Origin of the sequence: Maribacter polysaccharolyticus, assembly GCF_028882255.1 — a bacterium.
Taxonomy (GTDB): domain Bacteria; phylum Bacteroidota; class Bacteroidia; order Flavobacteriales; family Flavobacteriaceae; genus Maribacter_A; species Maribacter_A polysaccharolyticus.
Window position 1 is genome coordinate 434,817 of record NZ_JARBUY010000001.1, and the last position, 16,895, is coordinate 451,711.

A 16,895-nucleotide genomic window follows, 5' to 3' on the forward strand; every position below is an offset into this window, starting at 1 on the left:
TTTTTTACGTCATTTTCTTTAATGATTATTAAAAATATTAACCCGTTTCATTATTGCAAATTCCCGTAGCGTTTGGTACTTTTGTAAAAAGTCTAACAATAGTCTATGGATACATCCCCAAAAACAAGTGCCGATATTTCTTTTGATGACTTTAAGACCCAGATTCTTCGCGATTATAGGATAGCATTTACAAGTAGGGTCTGTAGTCTTTTGGGTAGAAAGGAAGTACTTACCGGGAAAGCCAAGTTCGGTATTTTTGGGGACGGTAAGGAATTGCCCCAGTTGGCCATGGCAAAATCTTTCAGAAACGGGGATTTCAGGAGCGGGTACTATAGGGACCAAACCTTTATGATGGCCTTGGGTCTTTTGGATGCAAAAGCATTTTTTCATGGCCTTTATGCCACAGCGGATATAGAGAAAGAGCCCATGAGTGCCGGAAGGCAAATGGGAGGGCATTTTTTAACCTATAGTCTTAATGAAGACGGTTCTTGGAAGAACTTGACAGAACAGAAAAACACTAGTGCGGATATTTCCTGTACGGCCGGTCAAATGCCCCGATTATTGGGATTGGCACAGGCCTCCAAGGTCTACCGCAATCTACCCGATTTAGATGCGACCAACTTCTCCAACAATGGCAATGAGGTTGCATGGGGAACCATAGGTAACGCAAGTACCAGTGAAGGGCTGTTCTTCGAAACGATAAATGCCGGTGGGGTGCTTCAGGTGCCCATGGTGGTCAGTGTTTGGGATGATGAGTACGGAATTTCCGTACCGGCCAAATACCATACCACCAAAGAAGATATTTCAAAAGTATTGTCCGGATTCAAACGTGAAGGAAACCATGAAGGATACGAACTCCTTAAGGTAAAGGGTTGGGATTATACCGCCTTGATGCACGTTTATGAAAACGCTTCGGATATTGCCAGGGAACAACATGTTCCCGTTATCATACATGTGACCGAACTTACCCAGCCCCAAGGCCACTCCTCCTCCGGTTCCCATGAAAGATATAAAAGTGCTGAACGATTGCAATGGGAAAAAGACAATGATTGCATCAAACGGTTCAAGGAATGGATCCTGGAATCCGGGATCTCAACAGATGAGGAACTGTCAAAACTGGAAAAGGGTATCCGCCAAAAAGTGCGATCCGCAAAAAACGAGGCATGGGCCGAATTCTTGGAAGACCACAAGAAAATGAAAGCGGAGTTATTGGGTCTTATGAAAGATGTCGCCACTAAAAGTGCCAATCGTAATTTCATCGCAAAACTGAGAAATGACCTTATCGCCATAGAAGAACCGCTTAAGAAAGACCTAGGGATCATTTCCCGGAAAACCTTACGCTATTTGATTGGGGAAGAATCCAAGGAAAAGGATGCCCTGGCGGAATGGGTGAATGTTTTTATGGACAAAATGCTGCCAAAATTCGGCAAGCATCTCTATAGTGACCATCCGAACAAGGCAACGAATATTCCAAAGGTCGAGCCCATATATGACACGAAATCGGAAAAGGTTGACGGTAGGATCATTTTAAGGGACAATTTTGACAAACTCTTTGAAAAATATCCCGAGTTGCTGGTTTTTGGGGAGGATAGCGGCACCATTGGCGATGTTAACCAAGGGCTGGAAGGGCTTCAGAAAAAATATGGAAAAATACGGGTAGCGGATACCGGTATCCGTGAATCGACTATTATCGGGCAAGGTATCGGTTTGGCCCTTAGGGGATTGAGACCCATTGCCGAGATACAATACCTTGATTATATTTTTTATGCCATGTCGCCATTGACCGATGACCTTTCGACCATGCGTTACCGCAGTTTTGGCAAACAAAAAGCTCCGCTTATCGTTCGTACGAGAGGACATCGATTGGAGGGCATATGGCATTCGGGTTCCCCGATGGGCGGACTCATACACCTCTTAAGGGGAATGTATATTTTAGCCCCGAGGAACATGACCCAAGCCGCAGGATTTTATAATACTTTAATGAAGAGTGATGAACCGGCCTTGATCATAGAAAGTTTAAACGGTTATCGCCTAAAAGAAAGGAAACCAAAGAACTTAGGGGAATTCAGCACACCGATCGGGGTCGTCGAAACCTTAAAAAAAGGTACCGACATCACGTTGGTATCGTATGGATCCACATTACGTATTGTCTTAAGGGTCGCCAAAGAACTTGCCGTGGTAGGAATCGATGCCGAGGTCATCGATGCCCAAACCCTTTTGCCATTTGACATAAATCACGACACGGTAAAGAGCATCCAAAAAACGAATAGGTTATTGGTCATCGATGAGGATGTACCTGGCGGATGTTCAGCATATCTCCTTAACGAGATCACTGAAAAACAGGGAGGATATAAATATTTGGACAGTGCACCACAGACCCTTACCAGTAAGGAACACAGGCCTGCCTATGGTACCGATGGGGATTATTTTTCAAAACCGAGTGCGGAGGATATTTTTGAAAAAGTATACGAAATAATGCATGAGGCATACCCCGCCGATTATCCTAAATTGAGATAAGCCGCTTTAACGAAAAAGAAAAAACCCACTCCTCAGGAGTGGGTTTTTTCTTTTCTTGGAATTTGCTTAATTCTTCAATTCTTTTTCCGGTAAATTAACGGTTGGCTCCAGAGGATTTCCGTCTGCATCTATTTCTATGATATCATCGAAGCCCAAGGCATCCAATTTGGTTGCTATTTTAGCCCTATCCCCGACCATGAACCAATTGACCTCATTGGGCTTTACCACCTTTTGGCTCACTTTCTTTATGTCTTCCAGGGAAAGGTTACGTACATTTTTATCATAGGTCTGGTAATAATCATCAGGGAGTCCGTAACGCACCAAATTGGCAACCGAACTATTCACGGATCCATTGGTCTCCCACTGTCCGGGTAGTTTAAGCACCTGATTGGTCTTTACCTTATCCAATTCCTCTTGGGTAGCTGGCTTAGTGGTCACAAACTCCGATATTTCCTTACGCAGCTCAGTGACCGATTCCGCGGATTTATCGGTTTGCACCGGAGCATACACGATAAAGGGTCGCTCTTGCTTGGATCCCAACACCAATCCGCCTGCGCCATAGGCCCAATGCTTATCTTCCCTAAGATTCATATTGATCCTCGACGTAAAATCCCCTCCTAAAATACTTACCATTTGTTGAAGGGCTATTTCAGAAACATCCCCATACTTTTCGGTCAAATGCCCTGCGATGATCACCGACTGTTGTGATTCGGGCCTATTCATTAAATAGAGGGTATTCTTGGTGTTCGTTTTCGGTTCTGTAAATGTGATTTCCGGAACATTCCCCTTTTTCCATTTTCCCAAGGTCTTTTGTAATTTGGCTTTGAGTTCATCCATTTCCACATCCCCTGTAACAATGATCGTCGCATTGTTGGGCTTCATCCAAGAGTCATAAAAACCGATAATATCATCCCTTGTCAGTTTTTCGACCGTAGCCTCGTAACCCGTTCCGGTATACGGATTGCTATAAGGATGGTTCTCCCCATACAACAACTTGTTCATAACCCGTAAAGCCATTGAAAAAGGTTGTGATTTTTCATTCTTTATCGTGTTGATCTGCTCGGTTTTAAGACGTTGGAATTCTTTTTCAGGAAAGGCAGGGTTAAGGATCACCTCGGAAAATAAGTCGATGCTTGCATCCAAACTGGGTTTTAGGGTATTCATATAAACCGTTGAATTATCCTGATCTGAAAATGTGCTTAGGCTTGCACCCAACAACTGCAACTGTTCATTTATCTCCAACGAATTCAATTCCTTGGTTCCTTCATCCAACAGATTCATCGCCAATTCCGCAGTTCCCGGACTGGCCAGGTTATCGGTTTTATAACCTGCATCGACCATAAGTCGCATTACGACCGTGGGAACACCTTTGCGTTTGGCCAATACGATATTGAGTCCATTAGCAAGTTCTTCCCTTTCCAATTCGGGAAATTCAGCACTCTTGGGCGTACCTAAGTCCGGCAGTTTTGAACGGTCAATCGATGATGCTACCGTAGTATATTCTTGAAAAGGCTCACAAACCAAGGTATGTTTGCCCTGAGTCAACCATTTTTTTGCGGTTTCCTTGATATCCTGGACTGTTGCTTCCTCTACATATTTCAGTACTTTTTTATAGTACCCTGCATCATCGAAATAGGTCTCGTTAGATGCTAAAATATCGGAAACTCCCCCAAAACCACCGATCCGCTCCAACCCTTTGATGAAACCGGAGAAATAAGCGGCTTTTACCCGCTTTAACTCCTTTTCGGTCGGTCCTTCATTGATCAATCTATCAATTTCGGCCTGCATTAGCATTCGCACCTTTTCGGGATCTTCCCCCGGCTTTACATTTGCCCAACTAATAAAATTACTGGCAATTTCACTGGAAGCTTGGAACGAAACCACGGAACTTGCGATTTGATCTTCATAAACCAATTTCTTGTATAATCTGGAATTTTTACCACTTGAAAGTATGGAAGAAATCAAATCAAAATGGATATCCTCCTTATGACCGAATTGAGGCGTGTTCCAGGCAAAGAGTATCCTGGTTTCCGGAACCCGATCCTGATATACCTGATAAGTATCCCCATTGTGCACGGGAATGTTCACCTCTTGTCTTTCAATGGTAGGACCGGCCGGGATATCCCCGAAATAATCCAAAACCTTTTTATGCACTTCTTGGGGGTTTATGTCGCCGGCTATGGCAACAACCGCATTGGCAGCCCCATAATACGATTTAAACCATTCATGTACATCCTCTAGGGAAGCGGCATTCAAATCTTCCATCTCCCCTATCACGGTCCATGAATACGGATGGCCTTTGGGGTACATGGCCTTGGTCAAATAATTCCACTGCTTACCATAGGGTTGATTCTCTCCCTGGCGCTTTTCGTTCTGAACCACTCCCCGTTGTTCATCCAAAAGTTCTTGATCCACGGCCCCCAACAAATGCCCCATACGATCGGATTCCAAAAACAATACCTGATCTAAGGCCGATACGGGAACATTTTGAAAGTAATTGGTTCGATCGGAATTTGTGGTACCGTTCAAATCCGTTCCCCCGATCCGTTCAAGTGCTTGAAAATAGTCATCGTTGAAATTTTCACTGCCATTGAACATCAAATGTTCAAATAAATGTGCAAAACCACTTTTCCCGGGCTTTTCATTCTTAGACCCTACGTGGTACCAAACATTCACGGCAACGATCGGTGCCTTGTGATCTTCATGAACCAGTAAGGTGAGTCCGTTCGGCAGTACGAATTTTTCATAGGGGATTTCGATATTATCTGCTTTAAACTCAAAATTTTGGGCCATCTGTACTTGGACGGCACCTAAAAGACACCATAAAACAAGGAATAATTTTTTCATGATTGATGATTAAATGATTAATAATGAACAACCTAAATATAGGGCATCCCAGAATTTTAAGCAACTAAAAATCTTTTTTTGGGTTAATTAAAAAATTGGTACTTTTAATCCCATTCAAATGTTACTTTAAATAATGAAAAACAACCTACAAACCCAAATCGGATTGGCCTTGCTTAGAATTTTACCTTCCGCCATGATGCTCAATCACGGACTACCTAAATTCCAGAAATTGATCGGCGGTAATTTTGAATTCGGAGACCCCTTGGGAATCGGAGCTGCCCCCTCCTTGTTCTTAACCGTTATTGCGGAATTTATTTGCCCGATTTTAATCATCATAGGGTTCAAGACCCGATGGATGGCCGTTCCCGTTGCATTTACCATGTTTGTTGCCGCATTCATCGTTCATGGGGCCGACCCATTCGGAACCAAGGAAAAAGCAGTGCTCTATTTGGTTTTCTTTGTCACAATCATTTTATTGGGTCCCGGAAAGTTCAGTATCGACAAAAAGTAATCAGAGGATTTTTACCAAAAGTTCTTTCAACAAATCGGATGGCGGTGTGGCATTGGCCCCTACTCCTTTTCCCTTAAGATCCATTTCGCGCAAATGCGAAATGATACTACTTACCTTTTTCATGGGATAGTTCTTTGCCGCAACTTGGAATTCCCCAACGAAATATGGGTTTATCCTTAATGCACTGGCTACATTTTTAGGAGAATGGTCGTTTAACCCATGGTATTGCAACAATTGGGAAAAAAAGCTATGCAACAAGGTAATCGTAAGGACAAATGGATTGTCTTTCGGGTTTTGGGCAAAGTACGTGATAATCTTGGACGCTTTGAGTACATCGCGTTCACCGATGGCCTTCTTCAACTCAAAATTATTGTAATCTTTACTGATCCCTATATGCTCTTCTATGTTCTCCGAAGTGATCTGGCTTTCTTTTGGCAAAATAAAGGTAAGTTTATCCAACTCTTTACCGATCCTGCTCAAATCGGTCCCTAAATTTTCTACAAGTAGTATGGCCGCTTTATGGGAAATGGAGTACCCTTTGCCTTGGAGAACCTTTCGGATCCAATCGGAAACCTGGTTCTCATACAGTTTTTTACTCTCGAACAGTACCCCCGATTTCTGAACGGATTTATACAGTTTCTTCCGTTTGTCCAATTTCTTATACTTATAGCATATCACCAAAACCGTGGTAGGCTGTGGGTTTTCCGCATAATCGACCAATTGCTCAATCGTTCTTGAAAGATCTTGGGCCTCTTTTACGATAACCACCTGGCGTTCGGCCATCATGGGATATCGCTTGGCATTGGAAACGATCTCATCGATACTGGCCTCCTTACCATAGAGTACCATCTGATTAAAGCCCCGCTCTTCCTCCGTCAGTACATTCTTCTCGATATATTGCGATAACATATCGATAAAATAAGGCTCTTCCCCATATAGGAAATACAACGGACGTATATTTCCTTTTCGAATATCGGCAACGATTTGTTTTACTTCATCCATCCAAATAAATTCATCAAATTTGCCAAATGCAACAGCTCAATTTCCCACATTATGACTTTCGTTTCAAAAATAGCGAAAATAGCATCTATATTTTTGATGCTATCCGTAAAAAATTCGTGGTACTACAACCTGAGGAATGGGTGCGTCAAAATGTGGTGCAATTCTTGATCCAGGAGAAAAAATACCCAAAGAGCCTTATCAACGTAGAAAAACAGATCGTAATCAATAAGATAAAAAAGAGATACGATGTCGTCGTTTTCGATCCTTCCGGGAATATTGACCTATTGGTGGAATGCAAAGCCCCCCGGATTTCCATAACCCAACAGACCTTTGACCAGATCGCAAAATACAATATGCAGTTGAAGGCCACTTATTTAATGGTCACCAACGGACTTGACCATATTTATTGCAAAATGGACTACGTGCAAGAAAAATATATGTTTTTAAAGCATATTCCTGATTTTAGCCGTTAATTTGCAAGCGTTTTGAAAATTGCAATAGTCATATTGAACTGGAACGGGGAGGTACTTTTGGAAAGATACCTTCCATCGGTAATACAATATTCCGAAGGTGCCGATATTTATGTTGCCGACAATGACTCTACCGATGGTTCCATTGCCTTTCTTAGCAACAATTTCCCAGAGGTGAAAATTATTCGGAACACGGTGAACGGTGGTTTTGCCAAAGGGTATAACGATGCCCTTAAAAATGTGGTTGCCGATATATTTTGTTTACTCAACAACGATGTGGAAGTTACCCCGAATTGGCTAGATCCCATAAAAAATGCCTTTGATACCATGCCCCATGCCAGCATTGTCCAGCCCAAGATCCTGGACCTAATGCGAAAGGACCATTTTGAGTATGCCGGGGCTGCCGGTGGATTCATCGATCAATTGGGGTACCCCTTTTGTAGGGGTAGGATATTCCAGGAATTGGAGAAAGATACGGGCCAATACGATGATATTACGGAGATTTTTTGGGCCACTGGGGCATGCATGTTCATTAAAAGTGACCTCTATAAGGAGTTGGGAGGTTTTGATGAGGAATATTTTGCACATCAGGAAGAGGTGGATCTTTGTTGGAGGGCAAAGAATGCAGGTTATAGGGTTTTTTATATAGGCACTTCCAAGGTGTACCATTTAGGGGGGTCTACCCTAAGTAACATGAACCCGAAAAAAACCTACCTGAATTTCAGGAATTCTCTTTTCTCCATCACCAAGAACCTACCCAGACCGAAAGCATTATTGATAATTTTTTTAAGGCTATTATTGGATGGGGTCGCGGCCATCCGTTTTGTATTCCAATTCAAATTCAGTCACTGTCTGGCCATTTTAAAAGCGCACCTAAGCTTCTACACCAAGTTTCGAAGCATGGATAAAAAACGTGTAAAAACCAATTTCATAAAAAAATATTATGTCACAAAATCCATAGTATGGTCCCATTTCGTAAATGGTGTAAGGAAATTTAACATTTTAGTAAAAGATTAACGAATTAGACTGATTTTAGCAATGCGAATTGCATAATTTTGATGTCAAATTTGTTTACTATAAATAAGAGTATCCATTATTAAATTTAAACCAGTTATAACGCAGATTATGAAGAAAATTATTTTAGGCTGTTTGGGCGTGACCCTATTGTTATCATCATGTGTTTCCCAAAAGAAATATGCTGATTTAGAAGCAAAACATAAGGAAACCCAAGATTTATTGAATTCCGCAACCGTTAAGTTGAATACCTGTTTGGAAGATCAGGCTTCGGCAACATCCAGATTGCAAACGTTGGAAGACCAAAATGCTTTCTTAAAGGCCAACAACCAAGAGTTGATCAACAACATGGGTAATTTAACCACGTTGACCACAAAAGGTGCTGAAAACCTTGAAAAATCCTTGGAAAGCTTACAAGAAAAAGATCTTACCATCAGAAAATTACAAAATGCCATTACAAGAAGGGATTCTGTTAACCTTGCGTTGGTTCAGAGCTTAAAAGGAGTATTGGGCAATTTAGATGACGAGGACATTGAAATCAGCGTTGAAAAAGGTGTTGTATTCGTTTCCATCTCCGATAAATTGTTGTTCAGCAGCGGTAGTTACAATGTAACAAGCCGAGCTAAGGAAGTTTTGGGTAAAGTTGCACAAGTAGTGAACAACAAACCGGATTTCGAATTCATGGTAGAAGGTCATACCGATGATGTACCCTACAGAAAAGGGGTTTTATTGGACAACTGGGATTTAAGTGTAAAACGAGCTACAGCCGTAGTTAGGATTTTACAGAACGATTATAAAGTCGATCCTAAACGTATGACTGCAGCCGGTAGAGCTGAATTTGTACCGGTTTCACAAACTGAAAAATCCAAAAACAGAAGAACAAGGATCGTTGTTCTTCCAAAAATCGATCAATTCTACAGCATGATCGAAGAAGGAATGAAAGATCCTGCAATCAACGACTAGATCGCAAATCGGATTTCATAAAATAAAAACGCCCGGACAAATTGTCCGGGCGTTTTCATTTCATCCCTATAGTTTTTTTATATAGTTCTAAAAAATATCGATACTTCCTTTGCCTTCCCTGATTATTTCGGGTTCGTCCCCGGAAAGGTCTATTACGGTCGATGCCACATTACCCCCATACCCCCCATCGATGACAATATCGACAAGGTTTTTCCATTTTTCATAGATAAGTTCCGGGTCTGTGGTATATTCCAAAAGTTCATCCTCGTCATAAATGGATGTGGATACGATGGGATTTCCCAATTCCTGTACCAAGGTTTTCGCAATGGCATTATCCGGAACCCGGATACCCACCGTCTTTTTTTGTTTAAAATCTTTCGGCAAATTGGAACTCCCCGGTAAAATGAAGGTATATGGCCCGGGTAGTGCCCTTTTCAAAATTTTAAATGTCGCATTATCTATCTGACGTGCATAATCGGAAAGATTACTTAAATCGGCACAAATAAATGACCAATTGGCCTTTGCCAACTTTACCCCTTTTATCCTCGCTATTTTTTCCAAGGCACGGGAATTCGTGATATCACAACCTAGTCCGTAAACCGTATCGGTCGGATAAATGATGAGTCCCCCTTTTCTGAGGACCTTGACCACTTTGGCTATCTCCCTCGGATTGGGGTTTTCTTCGTAAATTCTTAGTAATTCAGCCATTCGTACATGATTATTATTTTACTTGATATACCCGAACAAAATCCACTTCCATGACCGCGGGGAACACCGAATCGTCTACCCCTTGCTTCCCGCCCCAATTGCCTCCCACGGCAATGTTCATAAGCAAATAGAACGGTTTTGAAAATGGCCAATTATCGGAAGTATACCTCTTTGGGCGTTGAAAAACGAACTTGATATTATCGATGTCGTCAATATAGAATTTCAAATATTCCTCGGACCATAATAACCCATAGGTATGAAACGCTTCCTCTGCCGATTCAAGCGCCAACGGACCGGAAGTGGCTTCCGTTCCATCAACATGGTTATTGGCCGTACTGTGAATGGTCATATGCACGTTATTCGGCTGATAACTCACATATTCCATAATGTCTATTTCGCCGCATTGGGGCCAACCTTCAGTCTCGAGATCATTGCCCAGCATCCAAATTGCAGGCCATAATCCATTGCCTTTGTGTTCGGGGAGTTTGGCGCGTATTTCCATTCGACCGTACATAAATTCCCGGGTACTGTTCAAACGGGCAGCGGTATAATCCCCTATTTTTTGACCCTTACCGACCTTTTTTGCCGTAATTTTCAAGGTACCGTTGCTAACCTCCACGTTATCGTTAGCCACATAGTTCTGCAATTCGTTATTCCCCCAACCGTGTTGACCTGTTTGGATCTTCCAATTTTCGCCCAACAACCTATCCCCTTCAAATTCATCGCTCCAAATCAGTTCGGCATTCTCCCAATAATCCGGTGCATTCACATCGAGCCCATTCCCTTGTTCTACCGTACTACCGATTTGAGCAATACCCTTACAGGATATAACCAGGGAAAAAATCATTAGGAATGACAAAAAACTGTAAAAGGTATTATTCATATATGTAAAAATTCAATACGGATCAAAGGTCACGACAACACCTCCAATTTAGCAAATCGCAACAACAATTTCTTTATATCGCCTTGGTCGAATTTTATTTCGGCCTTCCTATCATTGCCGGCACCTTCCAATTTTATGACGACTCCTTTACCGAATCGTGTATGGTTGACGACCGCGCCTTCAGTAAGGTTGGGGTCAATTACATTGGTATTACCTATGGGTTTGGCAATTTCGGGTTTTAACTTCCTTAATTTACGCAATTGGGATTCATTGGGTTTCCCAACTGGAGGCGGTGCACCTGTCTTTGGCTTTGTTTGCCTGAGTTTACTTTTATCGACCGCTCCGAAAATATCCGCATCGATCAGTGATTTATACCGGTATCCTTTATCGATCGGGGTAAAGTTCTCTACATATTTTTCATCGATTTCTTCAAGGAAACGGCTGGGTTCGGCATCTATCAATTTACCCCATCGGTATCTATTCTGGGTATACGTCAAATAAGCTTGTCTTTCCGCCCTTGTCAGTGCCACATAAAACAAACGCCGCTCTTCTTCCAATTCGCTACGGGTGTTCATGCTCATGGCAGACGGAAACAGGTCCTCTTCCATCCCTACGATATAAACATAGGGAAATTCAAGTCCTTTGGCCAAATGAATGGTCATCAAGGCCACTCGATCATCATCCCCGGTATCATTATCCAAATCCGTTGCCAAGGCAACATCTTCCAAAAACTCCCCGATATTACCGGTGGCATCGGCAATTTCTTTTTGACCCTCAACAAAATCCTTAATCCCGTTGAGCAACTCTTCGATATTTTCCATTCTGGCAATTCCTTCCGGCGTCCCATCTTTTTTGAACTCCAAAAGTATCCCTGTTTTTTTGGCAACATGTTCAGCAAGAGTAAAAGCGTCCGCACCTTCGTTCATGATCTGGAAACTCTTGATCATGGTAACGAAATCCTGCAACTTCCTTTTGGTTCCCGAATTTATTTTCAAGTCAATACGGTCCAGGTTCTCGATGACCTCAAAGATCGACCTTCCATAATGGTTCGCAGCCACGATCAACTTATCCATCGTGGTCTGCCCTATACCCCGAGCGGGAAAATTAATGACCCGCTTTAAGGCTTCCTCGTCCTTTGGATTGATCACCAATCGTAAATAGGACAATACATCTTTTATCTCTTTGCGCTGATAGAACGAAAGTCCACCGTAGATACGATAAGGAATATCCCTTTTACGAAGCGCGTCCTCAATGGCCCTTGATTGTGAGTTGGTCCTATAGAGTACGGCGAAATCGCCGTTTGGCAATTGTTGTTGCATTTTATTCTCAAAAATGGACCCTGCAACGAACCTCCCTTCCTCGGCATCGGTAATGCTACGGTGTATCTTTATGGGAGGACCATCATCATTGGCCGTCCATACCTCCTTTTCGAGTTGGTTCTTATTGTTTGCAATGATTGAATTCGCGGCATTTACGATATTCTTGGTAGAACGGTAATTTTGTTCCAACCGGTACATGCCTACATTGTCGTAATCCTTTTGAAAGTTGAGGATATTACTGATATTGGCCCCTCGAAACGAATAGATACTTTGGGCATCGTCCCCTACCACGCAAATATTCTGATAGCGATCTGAGAGGGCCTTGACGATCAAATATTGGGAATGGTTGGTATCTTGGTACTCATCTACCAAAATATACCGGAACCGATCTTGATATTTCATCAAAACCTCCGGAAAACGTGTTAATAGTTCATTCGTCCGAAGTAACAGATCATCAAAGTCCATCGCACCCGCCTTAAAACAACGATTTACATATTCTTCATAGATCTCTCCCGTTCTAGGTCGCTTGGCCATGGCATCGGCCTCGATCAGTTCGGGATTCTGCATATAAGCCTTTACCGTGATCAAGCTGTTCTTGTACGATGATATCCTATTCTGTATCTGTTTGTATTTATAAATATCCTTGTCCAATCCCATTTCCTTGATGATCGAGGCAATCAATCGCTGGGAATCTTGGGTATCATAAATGGTGAAATTACTCGGATAGCCCAATTTATCACCGTCAAAACGCAGCAATTTGGCAAAAACGGAGTGAAAGGTACCCATCCAAAGATTTTTTGATTCGGAATTGCCGACAATATCCGCGATACGTTTTTTCATTTCCCGTGCCGCTTTATTGGTAAAGGTCAGGGCCAAAATATTGAATGAATCCACGCCTTGCGCCATAAGGTGTGCAATGCGATAGGTAAGCACCCTTGTTTTTCCGGAGCCTGCACCCGCAATTACCATTAAGGGACCGTCTTTATGCAACACAGGGGCCTTTTGGGCCTCATTTAATTCATCTATGAAATTTTTCAATACAATCAATAATTTAGTGCGTGAATTTACCATTAATTCACGGGATCCTAAAAAGCAAAACCCAATAATTATAAACAATGAAAATTGAATATTCTTTCAATTTGAATATATTTAGGCCATAAAAGTCCATCTATGCAACAATTTCGCCCCCACTATGTACTCCTTGGAATATTTTTTAGCCTATCAATGGTTGCCCAAACCAAAAAATCCGGACCTATCATTTCAGACTTTGGTAAGGTATGGACGGTGGCCTCCCAGGATTTCAAGATTGACCCTTCCATGGAGTTCAAAGCGGTTTTCGACATAATGGCTTCCCCGGAAGACAAAGACCGATTAAATGCCTCCATCGAAACTGCCGCCCGTTTCTTGAATATGCACGCCCAAAACGGTATTTCGGAAGACCGGTTGAAAATCGCATTGGTCGTACACAATAAAGCCTCTAAAGATATTATCACCAATGAAGCCTATCAAAAACGATACGGTACCGATAATCCCAATCACGAATTGATCAAGGCTCTTTTGGATGCAGGAGGACAAGTTATTTTCTGCGGACAATCGTCCATGTCGAGAGGTATAGAAAAGAAGGAGCTCATAGCGGGCGTTCAATTATCGCTCTCGGCAATGACCGCCTTGATCCAATTACAAAACTCAAACTACAAACTTATTAAATTCTAAACCAGGTATTTATGAAAAATTTCTTAAGCTTAATGCTGTTCCTGATCGGAAGTTCGGCTTTCGCCCAATACTCCGGTCTTGAAAAAGACTACAAGTCCGTTGAAAATAAGGTAATCGAATGGCGAAGGGATATTCACCAAAATCCTGAACTTTCCAACCGGGAGTTTAAAACGGCGGAAAAAATTGCCAAACATCTAAGGTCTTTGGGTATTGAAGTACAAACAGGGGTAGCCCATACCGGTGTGGTAGGTATTTTAAAAGGAGACCAAGATGGAAAAGTTATCGCTTTAAGGGCGGATATCGATGCCTTACCGGTCTATGAACGAAACGACCTACCTTACAAGTCCAATGTTACCTCTGAATTTTTAGGGGAAAAGGTCGGCGTAATGCATGCCTGCGGGCACGACACCCATACCGCTATTTTGATGGGTGTGGCCGAGGTCCTTTCCAAAAACAAGGATAAAATAAAAGGCACCGTTAAATTTATATTCCAACCCGCAGAGGAAGGTCCACCACCGGGAGAAGAAGGTGGCGCTTTATTAATGGTAAAGGAAGGAGTCCTTAAAAATCCCGATGTGGATGCCATTTTCGGTTTGCACATCAATTCCCAGACCCCAGTTGGTGTTATTCGCTACAAGTCGGGAGGCACGATGGCCGCAGCACAAAGCTTCACCATAAATGTAAAAGGAAAACAAAGTCATGGATCACAGCCATGGTCGGGAATCGACCCTATAATGATCAGTGCCAAAATCATTGATGGCTTACAGACGATCATCAGCCGTGAGGTTAATTTGACCCAAGAAGCAGCTGTAATTACCGTTGGGAAAATAAAAAGTGGGGTACGCTTTAATATTATCCCGGAAAGTGCCGAAATGATCGGGACCATCAGAACGTTGGATTACGATATGAAGGACCATATCAACAAAAGGATGATGGAAATGGTCCCCGATATCGCAAAGGCCTATGGCGCAGTGGCAACCATTGAAATCAAGGATGCCACCGACATTACCTATAATGACCCCGCTTTGGTAGAACAAATGCTTCCGACCATGAAACGGGTCGCCGGCGACAGCAATGTACAGACCCAAAACGCAGTGACCGGGGCCGAGGATTTTTCCTATTTTCAGCGCGAAGTACCCGGATTTTTCTTTTTCCTAGGGGGAATGACCCCCGGTACGACCGAGTCATTTCCCCACCATACCCCCGATTTTCTTATTGATGACAGTGGACTGAACCTTGGGGTAAGAACGCTGACGGAAATGAGTTTGGACTATTTGAACCGAAGCATTTCCAACGACACTAAAATAAAAGGATAATGAAAATCCAGCCCTAAAATTGAAACTTTCAAAGTTATAATCGATCGTTCATGGATTCTTTTTTGAGTTTTGCCAGTAGTATTTCTTGGTGGATGTGGCTACTTATCGTCTTGTTGATCGTAGCGATCCGCGATATTTTCGTGCAACGATCCCATACGATCAGCCACAACTTCCCCATTGTAGGGCATTTACGCTATTGGTTGGAAAGCATAGGCCCTGAAATGAGACAATATTTCGTTGCCAACAATAGGGAAGAACTGCCTTTTAACCGCATTGAACGCAGCTGGATATACGCATCGGCAAAAAAAGAGAACAATTATGAGGGATTTGGTACCGATAGGGACATCTATGCCCACCAACATATTTTCATAAAAAACCAATTGATGGCCTTTAAGTTGGGGCCAAACCATCCCAATATTTCGGACAATAACTTTTTACCCTGTGCCAAGGTGATCGGAGCATATAATAAACGTAAGAAACCGTATAGGCCCGCCTCCATAATAAATGTTTCCGCCATGAGTTTCGGGTCACTTTCGGCCGCGGCCGTGGAAGCCTTGAACCTGGGTGTAGCCAAAGCAGGTGCGTACCATAATACAGGGGAAGGCGGACTATCCCCTTACCATAAAAGAGGGGGCGATGTCATTTTCCATTTCGGTACCGGTTATTTTGGTGTCCGGAGTGAGGATGGAAATTTTTCCATGGAAAAATTAAAAGCCCTTGTCGATGAAAATCCTTGTATCAAGGCTATAGAAATCAAGCTATCCCAAGGGGCCAAACCCGGTAAGGGAGGTGTTTTGCCCGGTGCAAAGATAACTCCTGAAATTGCGAAAATAAGAGGTGTGGAAATCGGTAAGGATGTCCTCTCCCCTGCTACCCATAAAGTTTTCGATACCATCCCGGAACTCCTACAGCTTATTGAGGATATTGCCGAACAAACGGGTTTGCCCGTAGGTATCAAAGGGGCTATCGGTAAGTTGGATCAATGGGAACTCTTGGCCGACACCATGATCAAAACGGGTAAGGGACCTGATTTTATCACCGTTGACGGTGGTGAAGGTGGTACGGGAGCTGCGCCACCAAGTTTTGCCGATCATGTGTCATTGCCATGGGTGTACGGATTCTCTAGCCTGTACAAATTATTCTTGGACAAGAACTTAACCCATAGGATCGTTTTTATCGGTAGCGGTAGATTGGGATTCCCGGGAAAAGCAGCCATGGCCTTCGCCATGGGCGTAGATTGTATCAACGTGGCCCGGGAAGCAATGATGGGCATTGGTTGCATACAAGCGCAGGTATGCCATACCAATCGATGTCCCTCAGGAATAGCAACACAAAGCAAGTGGCTTCAAGGCGGCATACACGTACCCCTAAAATCCGATCGATTGGCACAGTATTTCAAAACCTTCCGAAAAGAACTCCTTGAAATAACCCATGCAGCGGGTTATGAACATCCTTGCCAATTTACCATGGATGATATACAGGTCAATATCGATGACGATTTCCTACACAGTGACCTTAAATCGACCTATGGGTATGAAAAATGCGAAGTTGCATTCAAGGACATGAAAGCGCTTTATGATTGTGAATATTTGGGAGGTCGAGATTTTCACGGTATCGCCAAATAGCATATTT

The 16,895-nt window shown here is 42.8% G+C and carries 13 protein-coding genes; 8 read left to right on the forward strand and 5 right to left on the reverse strand.

Annotation, left to right across the window (positions count from 1 at the left end):
* Positions 1-105 precede the first annotated feature (105 nt).
* The gene (locus tag PHU20_RS01915) at positions 106-2,517 is read left to right on the forward strand and encodes an alpha-ketoacid dehydrogenase subunit alpha/beta (protein ID WP_274823648.1); all 2,412 of its coding nucleotides are present in this window, start codon (positions 106-108) and stop codon (positions 2,515-2,517) included.
* 66 nt (positions 2,518-2,583) lie between these two features.
* Here PHU20_RS01915 and PHU20_RS01920 read toward each other — a convergent pair whose 3' ends face one another.
* The gene (locus tag PHU20_RS01920) at positions 2,584-5,364 is read right to left on the reverse strand and encodes a M16 family metallopeptidase (protein ID WP_274823649.1); all 2,781 of its coding nucleotides are present in this window, start codon (positions 5,362-5,364) and stop codon (positions 2,584-2,586) included.
* Between the two features lie 133 nt (positions 5,365-5,497).
* On the opposite strand from PHU20_RS01920, the gene PHU20_RS01925 reads away from it, so the two are divergent.
* Complete coding sequence (locus tag PHU20_RS01925) at positions 5,498-5,875, forward strand: DoxX family protein (RefSeq protein WP_274823650.1); 378 nt, start codon at positions 5,498-5,500, stop codon at positions 5,873-5,875.
* On the opposite strand, the gene holA is transcribed toward PHU20_RS01925, so the two are convergent.
* On the reverse strand, positions 5,876-6,877 hold the full coding sequence (gene holA / locus PHU20_RS01930) for a DNA polymerase III subunit delta (protein ID WP_274823651.1): 1,002 nt from the start codon (positions 6,875-6,877) through the stop codon (positions 5,876-5,878).
* Positions 6,878-6,903: 26 nt separating this feature from the next.
* On the opposite strand from holA, the gene PHU20_RS01935 reads away from it, so the two are divergent.
* The 3 genes from PHU20_RS01935 (at position 6,904) to PHU20_RS01945 (ending at position 9,324) form a co-directional block, all read left to right on the forward strand.
* Entirely contained in the window at positions 6,904-7,350 is a 447-nt protein-coding gene (locus PHU20_RS01935; RefSeq protein WP_274823652.1) for a type I restriction enzyme HsdR N-terminal domain-containing protein, read from the forward strand.
* A gap of 12 nt (positions 7,351-7,362) precedes the next feature.
* Positions 7,363-8,364: a glycosyltransferase family 2 protein gene (locus tag PHU20_RS01940; protein ID WP_274823653.1), complete on the forward strand. Its 1,002-nt coding sequence runs from the start codon at positions 7,363-7,365 to the stop codon at positions 8,362-8,364.
* 108 nt (positions 8,365-8,472) lie between these two features.
* Positions 8,473-9,324: an OmpA/MotB family protein gene (locus PHU20_RS01945; protein WP_274823654.1), complete on the forward strand. Its 852-nt coding sequence runs from the start codon at positions 8,473-8,475 to the stop codon at positions 9,322-9,324.
* An 87-nt stretch (positions 9,325-9,411) separates the two neighbouring features.
* Here the strand turns inward: PHU20_RS01945 and PHU20_RS01950 are convergent, their stop codons facing one another.
* From PHU20_RS01950 to PHU20_RS01960, 3 genes are read right to left on the reverse strand one after another with little or no spacing between them, the layout of a single operon-like run.
* On the reverse strand, positions 9,412-10,032 hold the full coding sequence (locus PHU20_RS01950; protein ID WP_274823655.1) for an L-threonylcarbamoyladenylate synthase: 621 nt from the start codon (positions 10,030-10,032) through the stop codon (positions 9,412-9,414).
* 13 nt (positions 10,033-10,045) lie between these two features.
* A complete protein-coding gene (locus PHU20_RS01955) occupies positions 10,046-10,915 on the reverse strand; it encodes a glycoside hydrolase family 16 protein (protein WP_274823656.1) in 870 nt (289 codons plus the stop codon).
* Positions 10,916-10,944: 29 nt separating this feature from the next.
* Positions 10,945-13,272 (reverse strand): ATP-dependent helicase, encoded by a 2,328-nt coding sequence (locus PHU20_RS01960; protein ID WP_274823657.1) that lies wholly within the window; start codon positions 13,270-13,272, stop codon positions 10,945-10,947.
* A gap of 132 nt (positions 13,273-13,404) precedes the next feature.
* On the opposite strand from PHU20_RS01960, the gene PHU20_RS01965 reads away from it, so the two are divergent.
* The 3 genes from PHU20_RS01965 to PHU20_RS01975 are packed head-to-tail and all read left to right on the forward strand — an operon-like array spanning position 13,405 to position 16,888.
* Positions 13,405-13,947 (forward strand): DsrE family protein, encoded by a 543-nt coding sequence (locus PHU20_RS01965; RefSeq protein WP_274823658.1) that lies wholly within the window; start codon positions 13,405-13,407, stop codon positions 13,945-13,947.
* An 11-nt stretch (positions 13,948-13,958) separates the two neighbouring features.
* Positions 13,959-15,263, forward strand: a complete 1,305-nt coding sequence (locus tag PHU20_RS01970; protein ID WP_274823659.1) for an amidohydrolase — start codon at positions 13,959-13,961, stop codon at positions 15,261-15,263.
* A gap of 50 nt (positions 15,264-15,313) precedes the next feature.
* Positions 15,314-16,888 (forward strand): FMN-binding glutamate synthase family protein, encoded by a 1,575-nt coding sequence (locus PHU20_RS01975; protein ID WP_274823660.1) that lies wholly within the window; start codon positions 15,314-15,316, stop codon positions 16,886-16,888.
* Positions 16,889-16,895: the final 7 nt, after the last annotated feature.